Source organism: Phaeobacter sp. JH20_37, assembly GCF_048056015.1.
Lineage (GTDB): Bacteria > Pseudomonadota > Alphaproteobacteria > Rhodobacterales > Rhodobacteraceae > Phaeobacter > Phaeobacter bryozoorum.
Genome location: NZ_JAYMWW010000002.1, coordinates 73,679 through 86,477, shown reverse-complemented (window position 1 = coordinate 86,477; position 12,799 = coordinate 73,679). Strand labels below are relative to the sequence as shown.

Sequence of the window (12,799 nt, the reverse complement as noted above, 5' to 3'; positions counted from 1 at the left end):
CTCAGAAATCATGGGTGAAGAGTTCGGACGAGGTGAAGCGCTCGTTGAACTCGAGGTGGATGCAGCGGGCGGCCGCGTCGAAGCAGAACTCGCCCCAGGCGCCGTCGTTGTTCTCCCAACCGCCATGGGTATCAGAGAGGAAGTCGTAGGTGAGCTGCTCGACGACATCCTCCAGCGAGAGCTGCCGTATTTCGACCTCGGGGTCATCCCAGGTCAGCGCGGCATAGGGGATTTCGGTTGCGGGAAAATCGACAGCCGTTTCGCCCGCCCAGGCGCCGATGCTTTCGATCTGGCCGCTGTCACCGGCCCCGTCGAAGGTCACGGTGACATGGGTAATCCCGGCGGCCATGAGGCCATCGAACAGGCGGTCCTTGTTCGCGGGGCGCAGAGCGAGGGTCCGGGCGGTGCGTTCGGCATGCGCGGCAAGGATCGCCCCGAAATCGACGGTGGAAGGCCGCAGCGGGGCGGCCAGAGTGGGTTCAGTCTGGGTCATGGATAACTCCGTTCGGTGAGGACAGGTCAGACCCCCCGGGTGGCGCACTCTTCTGGCCCCCGAAGGCTCAAACCCTTCCCAGCCCTCCTCTGTCTCTCGGGCGTCACGCCGCGATCTGCAGCGCCCGGGCGGCAAAAGCGCGCCACAGCGGATCGACCAGACGCGCATCCAGCAGATCAGCACGGTGACGAAGCCGCTGCGCCAATTCAGGCTCGTGCCAATCAATGGCACGGCCAGCCTGGGCGCGAAGTTGAACCGCCTCGGTCACGACGGCCCGCGCCTCAAGGGCATTGGCGACAGGGTGGCACCAAGCCACAGCGCCATGACTGGCGGCCCCGGCAAGAACCAGGCGCTGGTCGCAATCAAGGATAGCCAGAAGCTGCGGCGCTGCATCGGAGCCGTTGTCCTCGGCAAGCTCAAACGCCCCCTGCATGGCATCAGCCAAGGTCGCAAAACGCTCAACGACCACGGGGGCAGCGGTGCCCGACATCAACGCTGCAGGCGTCCGGTGCATCCGCGTCAGCGCGAAAGGCAGGCTGGGATCAGAAGCGACAGTCGGGCCATTTGGAACGGAGCCCATCGGGCGCGGGCTCGGTTGGATCGGCAGGGGAAGGTCAAACATGGCAATGTCTCCAACGGCGCGGGAAGCCACTCTCCCCGCCTCATCCGTCACAGACCAAACCGCCGCCCTCTTCCTCGAAGGGGCGGCGGCAGGTCTGCTGGCACCATCAGAGCTTGCCGAGGGCCCGCAGGCTCAGCTCCGTTCCGGCACCCACGATGATGTGGTCGTGCAGCGTCAGGCCGAGATACTTGCAGCCCTTCTGGATCTCCTTGGTCATACTGAGATCGGCCTCGGACGGCGTCGGATCGCCCGACGGGTGATTGTGGATCAGGATCAGGGCGCTGGCGTTCAGCATCAGCGCCCGCTTGATCACCTCGCGCGGATAGACAGGGACATGATCGACTGTGCCGGTCGACAAAAGCTCATCGGCGATGATGCGGTTCTTGCGGTCGAGATAGAGGACATGGAATCGCTCGATGGGACCTCGGACGGTCAGAGCGTTATGCAGACTTCGGCATAACGCGCTTTATGCCGATGCCGGGATTATGCCGACACAGGCGTGTAAGTGTTTGAACACAAGCCAATCGACGGCCTGCCTATTGGCATAATCCTCGGGCCGGAAGGTTGGTATCATCTCCTTTTTCGCATCGAAACGAGGAGACATCACGGTGATCAAACTCAAGAAGAGACGGGTCAAGAACCCTGTCACGGCCCTTTCCGAAGGCCTCGAGGAGCATTTGCAAAAGCTTGGCTACGGCCCCGACACGATCTGGAAGCAGCGCAGGCTGCTGAATGATCTGCTCTCTTGGCTTGAGGGCCAGCAGCTAGAGCTGAGCGATTTGTCAGTAGCTCAGGTTGATCGGTTCATGGATGATCGCCGCGCCGCAGGCGTGCGCAAGTTGAAGACGCCCAAGGCACTGGGTCACATCCTCGACCATTTGCGGGGTTTAGGCTTGATGCCCAACGCCGAAGCACCCAAAGAAAACGGCCCCGCCGGCCCAATCCTGGACCAGTACCGGCGATTCTTGAAATCAGAGCGAGGTCTTACTGGCACGACAGTCCACCGATATGTCGATTGTCTGCGCCCGTTCCTTGACGCGCGTATTCAAGATGGCGGTCTCGATCTTGCCAGCCTGACCTCCGCCGACATCACATCCTTCGTGGTGGCCTGGTGCCCTTCGCGGAACACGGGCGTGGTGAAGTTGACCCTCACGGCGCTGCGGTCTTTCCTCGGGTTCCTGCATGTCGAAGGTATCTCGGAGCGCTCGCTGGTCCCGGCTGTACCTCCAGTCTTGCATCGCCGACTTGCAGGACTGCCGAAGGGGCTCGAACGCGATGAGGTACGACGACTTCTCGCGGCCTGCGACAACAGCTCGATCGACGGCTTGCGCGACCTGGCAATCTTAACCCTGCTTGTTCGGTTAGGCCTGCGGCGTAGCGAGGTCGCAAAGCTTGGGCTTGATGATATCGACTGGCGCGCTGGCACGGTCTGCATACATGGCAAGGGGAACCGTCACGAGCGGCTACCCCTTCCGGCAGATGTCGGTCAGTCCGTTGCCCAATACCTGCGCCACGCCCGACCCGCGAAGGCTGAGGGTCGTATGGTCTTCGTCCGGCATATCGCACCTCATCACGCACTCAGTCCGAGCCGGGTCAGCACCATCGTGGCGGATGCCGCTCGGCGCGCCGGCCTTGGGCGCGTCCATGCTCACCGCCTTCGCCATACCGCAGCAACGGAACTGTTGCGCAGCGGCGCCTCTTTGCCGGAGATAGGACAGCTCTTGCGTCATCGCCGCGCCCAAACCACGGCAATCTACGCGAAGGTCGATCGCAAGAATCTGTCCCTGATCGCGCGTCCTTGGCCGGAGGATGCGAAATGAGCCACCTCCAAAATGCCCTTGCCGATTATCTGACGATGCGGCGTGCCTTGGGCTACAAGATGGACCAGGTCGAGCGACTTCTCCGCCAGTTTGTTGCGTTCGCAGAGGAACGTGGCGAGACCCATGTCCGGACCGTGACGGCACTCGCATGGGCAACGCTTCCTTCAGGTGCGGATCCTGTATGGACCAATAGGAGACTGGCTGATGTACGTATCTTCGCCCAGCACCTGCATACGGTCGACGGGGTGAGCGAAGTGCCGCCAGACAATCTTCTTCCAGCACGAAGACGGCGCACAACGCCCTACCTCTTCAGCCCACGTGAGGTGGCGGACTTGATGCGCGCCACGGAAATCCTGCGCGGTTCGCACGTACAGGCCACCTACCGGGTGCTGATCGGTCTGCTAGCAGTGACCGGCATGCGGATTGGCGAAGCGATCGGCCTCGACTGTGACGACCTCAGCATCGGCGACGGCATAGTGACGATCCGGAAGGGCAAGTTTGACAAAGCACGGGCATTGCCTCTGCATCCGACGACGGTCACTGTCTTGCAGAACTACCTGCTTCGATCCGATCGTCCGCGTCCTTCCAGCGCGCCGGTTCTCTTGATCAGTGCAACTGGAAAGCGGCTGCGTTACAATATCGTGCAGCCTACCTTCCAGAAACTGCTGCATCATTGCGGCGTCGTTCCGCGTTCGCCGACCTGCCGACCCCGGATTCACGATCTACGCCACAGCTTCGCCGTCAGCACCATTGCCGACGGATACCGATCGGGTGCACCCGGCTCCCGCTTGGCCACTCTGGCCACCTACCTTGGTCATGCCGACCCCAAGCACACCTACTGGTACTTGTCGGCAGCACCAGAGTTGCTGGGCTTGGCCGGCGATAGGCTTGAGCGTCACCTTACAGGTGAAGCATGACTGCGCTCGCAACGACCCTGCAGGCGTTCTTCACTGACCGCCTCGTCCGCCAGCGTCAGGCCAGCGCCAACACGATTCAAGCCTATCGTGACACCCTGCGGTTGCTTCTGGTCTTCGCTGCGGATCGACAAGGCAAGTCACCGGTCAGGCTCGACATCGACGATCTCGATGCGCCCCTTATCGGTGCCTTCCTCGACCATCTGGAGCACGAGCGACAGAATGGCGTGCGCACCCGCAACGCCCGGTTGGCCGCGATCCGCTCCCTGTTTCGCTATGCCGCCCTGCGTCACCCCGAACATGCCGCTACCATCGAACGGGTTCTGGCAATACCGCCGAAACGATTTGAACGGCGACTGGTAACCTGGTTGACCGAGGCCGAGATCGACGCACTTCTGGCCGCGCCGGACCGGTCGACCTGGACCGGGCGGCGTGATACGGCGTTGTTCGGTCTCGCAGCACAGACAGGCCTTCGAGCATCCGAACTGATTGGACTCACCCTTGCCGACGTCCAACTCGGAGGGGGTGCGCATGTCAGTTGCACCGGCAAAGGGCGAAAGCAGCGGATCACGCCGCTCACATCCGGCACCATCGCGATCCTTCGGGGATGGTTCGCCGAGCGGGCCGGTCAGCCCGTGGACCCACTGTTCCCGACGCAGACCGGACGCGTCCTCAGCCGCGATGCTCTCGAGCGCAGGTTGGCCAAGTACACTGCGGAAGCCCAGGTCAAATGTTCAACGCTGGCAACGAAACGCGTCACCATGCATGCCCTGCGCCATTCTGCCGCCATGCGCCTCCTGCGCGCCGGGATCGACACCTCGGTGATCGCACTGTGGCTCGGACATGAACAGATCGAAACGACCCAGATCTACCTGCACGCAGATCTGCGGATCAAGGAAATAGCACTCGAAAGGACAGCTCCGATCAACATGAAGCCCGGCCGCTTCCGGCCGACTGACAATCTTCTCGCCTTTCTCGAGGGTCTCTGATTATGCCGATCCCTTCGCAGCGATCCCCTCCAGAAACAAAGATCTAAGAACCGATGTCGGCATAATCCCGGCATCGGCATAAAGAGCGCAATAGTCCATCAGCGCCTGCCAGCTGCCGATGACCGGGTTCTGGCTAAGGTAGCGGCCGAGGATATCGCGGGCCTCGAGAATGACGGTTTCTTCCTGGGGAGTCATAGGTGTCTCGCTGAAATGCGCACACCGACGCCCCCTGCCCTTTCGGGGCAAAGCCAACGGCGTGCATGTTGAGAAATAGCTGCAGCGACCGCCCCGGTGTCGGGCGATCGCTGCATGGGTGCTTGGTCAGCCGACCCGGTCGAGCAGCTTCTTGGCGCGCCCCTCCATGTCGAGCCGCGCATCCTGCTGGGTCTTGTCGCGCGCAAGCCGCGTGATGCCCTGCACGAAGTCGAAGATACTCTCGGGCGGGCGGCCCTCTTCCAACAGCACCTTCTCGATGATCTTGCCGGACTCCGCCTTCGAGAAGCCCCGCTTGCGCAGGAAATCCGCGCGATCCTCATCGCTGCGCGCCACGATCCGCTGCCGCGCGGCCTTGATGCCATTCACGAACCCCTGCGGCGAGGAATTGGCGAAGCGCGTCAGCGCCGGGGCCGCCTCATGGGCAAAGCGCGAGGCGGCGTATTTCGAATGCCGGATCCGGATTTCCTGAAAATCCTCGACGCCCCAGAGGTTGCGGTTCTGGCACACGGCCCGGAGGTAGAAGCTCGCCATGCCGAGGGTTTTTGCGCCCACCTCGGAGTTCCAGCAGTAAAAGCCCCGGAAGTAGAGATCGGGGGAGCCGTCAGGCAGCTTGCCCGCCTCGATCGGGTTGCGATCATCGACCAGGAACAGGAAGACATCGCGGTCCGAGGCATAAAGCGTGGTCGTGTCGCGGCTGATTTCGACATTGGGGTTGTAGACCCCTGTCGACCAGTCCAGCACGCCCGGCACCTTCCACCGCGTGTCGCCCGTGCCATTGCCCGCAATGCGCTGCACCGCCTCCACCAGCTCGAAATCGTGGATACGGCCATAGTCGGGGCCGGTCACGGCGCGCAGTTCCGTGCGGCCATCTTCGGTCTCGAAGGTCTTCACCTGCTCGGCGCGGTGGTTGGTCAGACCATATTGCAGATTGATCCCCGCCAGCGGCGCTGGCAATTGCCGCAGATAGGAGGCCGGGGCGCCGACGATGCTGGCAAGCTGGCCGAACGCCCAATGCGTGGGCGCGACCAGTTCTTGCGCCTTCGGCAGCATCAGGTGCAACCGCTCGGGGTTGTCGCGCGCGGCCTCGACGCGGATGTCGGCCGTTTGCACGACGCGGCTGCGGCTGCGCTCCGACCGGCCTTTCACATTGGCCCAGAGATCGTCGAGCGACAGATACCGCTCGTCATTGGGCCGGTTGAACCATTCGGACGACACCCGCCCGTTCCGCTCACCCCGGCTCACATCCACTTTCCAGCCACCAGCCCGCGTCGGCTGCACCGGATCCATAACTTCCACAACGCCCATCGGCATTCCTCCGTGACAGGCGCCGGGAGCCACTCTCCCAGCCTTCAACCTGTCGCGAAAGCAACCAGCCATTCTCTGACTCTTATAGCATTGGCGTTATCGACAGCATTGCGGACTTCACAGCGTTTACTCCGCATATTTTCATTGATTGATCTTGGTTGAGAGTTGACAATGACTTTATCTCACAAACGTAGGCCTTTGGCGCTATTGCTTCCGAGACCGGTCGGACCTAGCGTGAAGACGATATGCGGCGCAGACACAAGGAAGCCGCTTTGTCAGTGGAGTACTGCAATGTCATATCGATCTCTGGGTTTTTTTGCCGACCCCTTTAGCAACAAGGCACTCCAGGCGGATGATGAAGGCGAGAAACTCATCGTAGACAGAGATTCTGAAGTCAATAAGTTGGTCCGACGCATACAGGAAAGTGATAAAGTCCCTACTCTTGAGGGCCCGAATGGTGTTGGAAAAACAAGTATTATTAACATCGCTCTACACAGAGTTTTTTTGCAATCGAAGCTCGAAAAAGGCGACCCGATGTTCATTCCGTGTCGATGCCCGTTCCAGCTAAGCAAGGATAAAGACGTAGAAGAATTTCTGGACGAATTCTACTTGCAAGTTGCCCTCACCTTGGTCGAAAGCGCAGATGTGCTTAGACCACCCCCAGGTTACACGAAGGCGCCAATTGAAGCTTCGATCAAGAACTACATTCAGTCACCAATAATCAGAAACTATACTGGTTCGATCTTGGGTAATGGGCTGGGATTTGGGGGCACGCCAAATAGCGGAAAGGGTTGGGAGCGGATCGGTTTTAGAGCAGCAATTGGCAGTTGGCTAAAGTTGTTGTTTCCAAAGAGCGAGGCTGGAGCAGTTGTATGCGTCATCGACAATCTTGAGATACTGCAATCCTCAGGCAAAGCAAAAGAAACAATTGAAGCTTTGCGAGATACTGCATTCGCTATCGGAGGGATCAAGTGGATTTTGTGTGGCTCCTCAGGGGTTGTTCGCGGTATTGCTTCGTCCTCACGTTTAGCTGGTTGGCTTCAAAAGCCAATTAACGTTGGTGAGTTGCGCGAGGAGGTTGGTGGCGAGGTCTATGACAAAAGGGTAAAAACGTTCAGAAAAAACGAGCAAGCAGAACTGCCGTTAACGCGAGATAATTTCATTACCTTGTTTGATATGTTCAATGGAAACTCTCGGTTTGCGCTCGACGAAGCTGGAGCGTTTTGCACTTGGATTTTTGATGAAGTCGATAACCTATCCGAGATTCCAAGTGACTCGTTTGAGCGCTGGTTACGCGAGGAACTGGAGACCAATTATGACGAGATTTTCGTTTTTTTCAGGGATAGAGATGAAGAGGCGTTCAAGGCAATTTGCCAACTAGAAATCTTTGTTCCAAAAGACTGTTCGGAACTCGGGTTTGACGACGTCACAGAGTTCCTTGAAATACTTGAAAGGTTTCAGAACTATGGACTCGTTACACCTACTTTGGATCAAAACACGCCTGAAGACACCGTTTACGAAATATCGCCAAAATCTCTAAAGCTTCAGTATTTTTTGGACTCACAGGAAGAGCGATAATAAACCCGCTCCATATATTTCCGATACTCAATGCCCCCTATGCAGATTCAATTGCCTAAAGTTCGACTGGGTCTTATGTCGCCAGCTTACCATGTGAATTGATCGAAAGAAGCGTTATCTTCTTTTTGCAAGGAAAAGAAGCAGCTCAGGGCGACCGTCTGAACGCATCGCAGCACTCAAGACTATGGGCGCCAAGCGGCCTCGCATCGATCTAGTGAACCCGGCGGGTTTTCCCGCCGGGCCCAAGGGGGAGACCCCGTTCTATTCAGAACGGAATCTCGTCGTCGCGGTCGACCAACTCGGGGTTTTCGTTCTCGGCCGACTTCGGGCGGCTCAGGAAGTCGACCTTCTCGGCGATGATCTCGCAGCCGTAGCGGTCGTTCCCCATGCTGTCGATCCACTTGCTGTAGTGGATGCGGCCGTGGACGAGGACCTTCATGCCCTTTTCGCAATGCTCCGCGACCGTCTTGCCGAGACCGTTGAAGCAGGTGATGCGGTGCCATTCGGTGTCCATGACACGGTAGCCGTTCTCGTCGCGCATCACGCGGCCTTCCGAGAGGCGGGGGCGCGAGGTGGCGAGGCTGAAGTTGGTGATCTTGGTGCCGCTCTGGGTGGTGCGGACTTCGGGGGTCTGACCGATGTTGCCGGCGAGGATGACGATGTTCTGCATGATAAGCTCCTGTGTTTCCTGTCTTCGGGACCGTCCCTTCGACAAGACCCTGAAAAAGCCCGTCGGGTGACGCGTGCACGGTGGACGGAACGGACGCCGGAAACCCCCAGAGGACCGGGGTGGAGCGGGCAGCCCCAAAGGGGCAACACGGCCCGGACTGACGCGGGGTTGCGCGCAGGAGACCGAACGGGATTAGGGGATTGTCAGTCGAAGGGATGGCCCAGAAGCCAGAGATGCGCGAGGAGCCCATGCCAGAACTCGTCACTCTGCCAATCGGGACTGCCTGAACCCAAGCCCAGCACGAGTAACTGGCGGCAAAGACTGCAGATCAACCAACCATCGTCACCTGCCCCCCCTGCCTACGGGAGTTGCGGGACCATGCCGCGGCGGGCTATCGATACCGGAACATTCAGGACACGGACCGCATCAATGGCTGATTACGATCTCGAGGCGTTGTCGCTTCCCGAGCTGAAGAAAATGCAGAAGGACATCGCCAGGGCGATCTCCAGCTATGAGGATCGGCAGAAGGCGGAAGCCCGCGCCAAGGTAGAGGCTCTTGCCCGAGATCTGGGCTACTCTCTGGCCGAACTTGTCGGCACCGAGACGAAATCCTCGCGTTCGTCTGCAGCGCCGAAATACCGGCACCCTGAGAACCCGGCGCTCACCTGGTCAGGCCGAGGACGCAAACCGCAGTGGTTCGTGGAGGCGTTGGCGGCGGGAAAGACCGCGAGCGACCTCGCCATCAGTTAAAGGCTTGACCTACGCGATCGGCCCTGAGCTGACCTTGCACTCCACGTTTTGCGCTGCTGTGCGCCTCCCCGTAGTTGACGTTCGCAATGACCCCCGGCGAGTTCAGGCGGAAGCAGATGCGTCCGCTTCCGAGGCTGCGCGATAGCGGGGGATTCCTTACAGTCGCGAAAGCTGTTAGTATTACAAAGAAAATCGAGGCGACCATGGCACAGAGATCTGAGATCGAATGGACAGACGCGACGTGGAATCCCGTCACGGGATGCACGAAGGTCGGTCCTGGTTGTGACCACTGTTACGCGGAAAGGTTTGCAGAACGCTGGCGCGGCACTGCAGGGCATCCTTACGAACAGGGCTTCGACTTGCGGCTTTGGCCTGCGCGGCTGGCACAGCCAGCCCAGTGGAAGAAGCCGCGCATGATCTTCGTCAACTCGATGAGCGACCTTTTCAACAAGGACATTCCGCGCGAGTTCATCGACCGCGTGTTCGATGCGATGGAAGCTGCAGACTGGCACGTGTATCAGGTGCTTACCAAACGGTCGTCGCTGATGCGCAACTATGTGCGCCGCCGCTACGACAGTGGGCGAGTGCCGTCACATATCTGGCTGGGCGTGTCTGTCGAGGATGCCGCCCACAAAGGGCGGATCGAACACCTTCGGCAGATTAACTCTGACGCGCGCTTCATCTCATTCGAGCCTCTACTCGGTCCGATTGGCGAGGTTGACTTAACCGGCGTGGCTTGGGCGATTGTCGGCGGCGAAAGCGGTCCTGGCGCGCGTCCTATGGAAGCGGCGTGGGCGACCGAATTGCGTGTGGCCTGCGAGCGATACGACGTGGCGTTCTTCTTCAAACAGTGGGGCGGTGCGCGTCCGAAATCCGGTGGTCGTCTGCTTGAAGGTGAAGAATGGAACGGTTTCCCGTGGGAGATCGTGCCCAAGGCGATCATAGCGGAATTGCAGTAGCGAAAGATACGAATGGCAGTAGATTTAGACCTTTACCGTGACCGCGAACAATCGTTTATAAAGCACCAGTTCCTGACGAAATACCTCCAAGCGGCGGCCTACAAGACGCTGCAAGGCCATTCTCCGACATTCAATTTTGTAGATGCCTTCGCTGGACCGTGGCGCGTGTCGGATGACGCCAAATATTCAGACGCCTCTTTCGATCAGGCAATCAACACACTGGAAGCCGTTCGCGCTGATCTTGGGAAGCGCGGTGTAGGTGGGTTGAAAATACGCTTCTGCTTTTGCGAACAGCGCCCAGAGGCGGTTGCGCGCCTTCGGGAATACGCCGCTTCTAAGGGGCGGTTCGAGATACATGTTTTCGAAGGCGCATTCGAAGACAACCTCAACGCCATTGCCACCAAACTGACCGATGGCTTCACATTCACCTTCATCGACCCGACCGGATGGAACATCCGCAACGAGGAGGTGTTTCGCTTTCTGCGCGAACAGAACGGCGAGTTCATGCTGAATTTCATGTCGGACCACATCAACCGACATGCCGAGTATCACGAGGTGGCAGCGTCGTTCGCTCGGTTCCTCGCCGATGCCCAATGGGCTGACGAATTCGCGCGCCTGCCAGCCGAGTGGAGCAACGAGCGGAAGATGCTGCACTTGATGAAAGCCGCAATGCGCGCAAACAAGGTGGCGTCATACCTGCCAGATTTTTCGATCATGGTACCAAGGCGCGACCGGGTGAAGATGCGCCTCATACTCGGGACGCACAGCCCGTCCGGTTTGGAGGTTTTCCGCGACGTTCAGGAGAAGGTCGAGAAGCAAGAATTGGAGATGAGGCACAACCTTCGCGAAGGGGACAGCCCGCAGGTCAGTCTGTTCTCGTCGGCGGACATAGCGGCGTTTCAGCAGGAACAGAAAGGCGTCGGCTGCAAAGCGAACAGAGCGCGGGCTGAGGAGATCATCGTCGACTTTCTGCAAGGCAGAACGCGGGCGTTTCCCGGGCCCATGTTCAATCTGGCGATGGAGGAAGTTCCGATCCGTCGCACGCATCTAAACAAGGTCATCATGGATATGCGGGACCGGGGCGTAGTTCGTTTCGATCTTCCAGCCCCTAAGCGTGTCCCCCAGCCCAATACTGCAATTTCGTTAGTCTGAGTGGCTCTCAGCAGCGCCTGTCTCACTCCGCCTGCGGGGCCGATCAGCCCGGAGCCGACCGCATAAGCCTGATTGAGTGTCCGCTACTGCCGTAAGCCGGGGGTGCGTTCGCTAATGCAGCGAACTACCGCTCCTCCCGCCCTGTGCGCACCAAGATCTGTGCAGGTGGCACATAGGCGTTCCTCAGATCGGCGCCGACGATCACTCTGTCGGCGATAGGCCCGTAGGCGCACCTGCGCCGTAGCGGGCCCTCGGAAAGTGAGGCCGAAGCCTCACCCGAAGGGATCGTATTCCGAGACGATCAGGACCTCGTCGCCGTCGATTTCATCGGCGGGGATGGCGCCGAAGGTTCCATCCCCTGCCTGAAAGACAACGATCGAGACCATGAGCGTGGCGGCGAGGGAGGCGGCGAAGGCGTGTGCATCTTTGCGGGACATCTGTTTGGCTCCTGTCTTGGAGGCGGGGGACCATCCCCCGCGCGACAGGACCCCGCAGGCCCGAAGACTGGCTGACATCACCGGGTGCGTTCGGCTTGCCCGAATCCATCCGGCGGCACGGGCTTGCCCGTAGTCCGACCCCTCGCGGGTTGATCTCGAAGACGGGATTCGGGCCAAGGGAGGGAATGGCGAGCGGGGGATGGTCCCCCAACGTCAGGAGCCGGTTGTCCTGCTGATGCTTGGAACGCCGCCAGCCTCCCGGCCACGCTCTTGGTTGAAGACTCCTTCTTTGGGGATGGTTCCTTTGGCGCCCCGCGAACTCAAAGGACAAGGTTGTGATGGTTGAGAGGCCCGCGCTGAGGCGGGCCCCTCGGTTTCAGTTGGGCTCAGGCGGCCAGGTCCGCGCCCCCTGCCCTTTCGCCCTGTTCATCGCCGACGATTTCAAGCCGCGCGTTGCGGTATCCTTCCTTGGCGATCCAAATCTCGGCCGCGGTGATGGATTCCGCCAGATGCAGCAGCTCGGTGTTGCCGCCGAAGTCGAGGAGCACGCGCACCTGCCCGGGCTTCGGCTCCTCGGCCACCTCGAAGACCAGGGCGCTGTCAGCCGAATGGCTGCGCATGATGGTCACGAGGATCACCCCCTCCGAGGAGAAGTTACCCTCATGCAGCGTGAACGACGCGGGTGCCGTCCATGTCGGATAGGACCGGGGTGGTTCCTTTTTCACAAGACGGCCAACGCCGTTCGAGCGCTCCCAGGCTGCGAGCTTCTTCGTGAAGCGTGCCGGTGGCTTGGGGCTGCCGTCAGTGTAGCGAATGAGCGCCCCGAGGGGTGCGGTGTCGATGATGGTTGTTGCAGACATGATTCCTCATTCTGAATGCGAGTAATTGCATTCA

The 12,799-nt window shown here is 59.8% G+C and carries 13 protein-coding genes and 2 pseudogenes; 7 read left to right on the top strand and 8 right to left on the bottom strand.

Features of this window, described 5'->3' with window-relative positions; all coding sequences use genetic code 11:
* Position 1 precedes the first annotated feature (1 nt).
* The 3 genes and pseudogenes from VWZ87_RS01475 to VWZ87_RS01465 all read right to left on the bottom strand — a co-directional run.
* Positions 2 to 493, bottom strand: coding sequence for a DUF6878 family protein (locus VWZ87_RS01475; RefSeq protein ID WP_416539503.1), 492 nt, complete (start codon positions 491 to 493; stop codon positions 2 to 4).
* Positions 494 to 596: 103 nt separating this feature from the next.
* Entirely contained in the window at positions 597 to 1,115 is a 519-nt protein-coding gene (locus tag VWZ87_RS01470) for a DNA repair protein RadC (protein ID WP_416539502.1), read from the bottom strand.
* Positions 1,116 to 1,221: 106 nt separating this feature from the next.
* Positions 1,222 to 1,554, bottom strand: a pseudogene (locus VWZ87_RS01465) (JAB domain-containing protein); the annotation flags it as partial.
* Positions 1,555 to 1,723: 169 nt separating this feature from the next.
* Between VWZ87_RS01465 and VWZ87_RS01460 the strand changes: the two are divergent.
* The 3 genes from VWZ87_RS01460 to VWZ87_RS01450 are packed head-to-tail and all read left to right on the top strand — an operon-like array spanning position 1,724 to position 4,838.
* On the top strand, positions 1,724 to 2,935 hold the full coding sequence (locus VWZ87_RS01460) for a tyrosine-type recombinase/integrase (protein ID WP_416539501.1): 1,212 nt from the start codon (positions 1,724 to 1,726) through the stop codon (positions 2,933 to 2,935).
* Positions 2,932 to 3,852, top strand: a complete 921-nt coding sequence (locus VWZ87_RS01455; protein WP_416539500.1) for a tyrosine-type recombinase/integrase — start codon at positions 2,932 to 2,934, stop codon at positions 3,850 to 3,852. The genes VWZ87_RS01460 and VWZ87_RS01455 overlap by 4 nt, the downstream gene beginning before the upstream one ends.
* Complete coding sequence (locus VWZ87_RS01450) at positions 3,849 to 4,838, top strand: tyrosine-type recombinase/integrase (RefSeq protein ID WP_416539499.1); 990 nt, start codon at positions 3,849 to 3,851, stop codon at positions 4,836 to 4,838. Before VWZ87_RS01455 ends, VWZ87_RS01450 begins: the two co-directional genes overlap by 4 nt.
* A gap of 81 nt (positions 4,839 to 4,919) precedes the next feature.
* On the opposite strand, the pseudogene VWZ87_RS01445 reads toward VWZ87_RS01450, so the two are convergent.
* Together VWZ87_RS01445 and VWZ87_RS01440 are read right to left on the bottom strand one after the other, a co-directional pair.
* Positions 4,920 to 5,033 (bottom strand): annotated as a pseudogene (locus tag VWZ87_RS01445) (DNA repair protein); the annotation flags it as partial.
* Positions 5,034 to 5,159: 126 nt separating this feature from the next.
* On the bottom strand, positions 5,160 to 6,359 hold the full coding sequence (locus VWZ87_RS01440; RefSeq protein ID WP_416539498.1) for a DUF932 domain-containing protein: 1,200 nt from the start codon (positions 6,357 to 6,359) through the stop codon (positions 5,160 to 5,162).
* 291 nt (positions 6,360 to 6,650) lie between these two features.
* On the opposite strand from VWZ87_RS01440, the gene VWZ87_RS01435 reads away from it, so the two are divergent.
* Positions 6,651 to 7,937 carry a hypothetical protein gene (locus tag VWZ87_RS01435; protein WP_416539497.1) on the top strand — a complete coding sequence of 429 codons (1,287 nt, stop codon included), beginning with the start codon at positions 6,651 to 6,653 and terminating at the stop codon, positions 7,935 to 7,937.
* Positions 7,938 to 8,202: 265 nt separating this feature from the next.
* On the opposite strand, the gene VWZ87_RS01430 is transcribed toward VWZ87_RS01435, so the two are convergent.
* On the bottom strand, positions 8,203 to 8,607 hold the full coding sequence (locus VWZ87_RS01430; protein WP_416539496.1) for a single-stranded DNA-binding protein: 405 nt from the start codon (positions 8,605 to 8,607) through the stop codon (positions 8,203 to 8,205).
* A gap of 429 nt (positions 8,608 to 9,036) precedes the next feature.
* Between VWZ87_RS01430 and VWZ87_RS01425 the strand changes: the two genes are divergently transcribed.
* From VWZ87_RS01425 to tcmP, 3 genes are all read left to right on the top strand, one after another.
* Entirely contained in the window at positions 9,037 to 9,357 is a 321-nt protein-coding gene (locus VWZ87_RS01425; RefSeq protein WP_416539495.1) for an H-NS family nucleoid-associated regulatory protein, read from the top strand.
* A gap of 203 nt (positions 9,358 to 9,560) precedes the next feature.
* Positions 9,561 to 10,316 (top strand): DUF5131 family protein, encoded by a 756-nt coding sequence (locus VWZ87_RS01420; RefSeq protein WP_123644147.1) that lies wholly within the window; start codon positions 9,561 to 9,563, stop codon positions 10,314 to 10,316.
* A gap of 12 nt (positions 10,317 to 10,328) precedes the next feature.
* Positions 10,329 to 11,468, top strand: coding sequence for a three-Cys-motif partner protein TcmP (gene tcmP / locus VWZ87_RS01415; protein WP_416539494.1), 1,140 nt, complete (start codon positions 10,329 to 10,331; stop codon positions 11,466 to 11,468).
* Between the two features lie 272 nt (positions 11,469 to 11,740).
* Here tcmP and VWZ87_RS01410 read toward each other — a convergent pair whose 3' ends face one another.
* Positions 11,741 to 11,905 (bottom strand): hypothetical protein, encoded by a 165-nt coding sequence (locus tag VWZ87_RS01410; RefSeq protein WP_185020859.1) that lies wholly within the window; start codon positions 11,903 to 11,905, stop codon positions 11,741 to 11,743.
* A gap of 386 nt (positions 11,906 to 12,291) precedes the next feature.
* Entirely contained in the window at positions 12,292 to 12,765 is a 474-nt protein-coding gene (locus tag VWZ87_RS01405) for a hypothetical protein (protein ID WP_416539493.1), read from the bottom strand.
* Positions 12,766 to 12,799 lie beyond the last annotated feature (34 nt).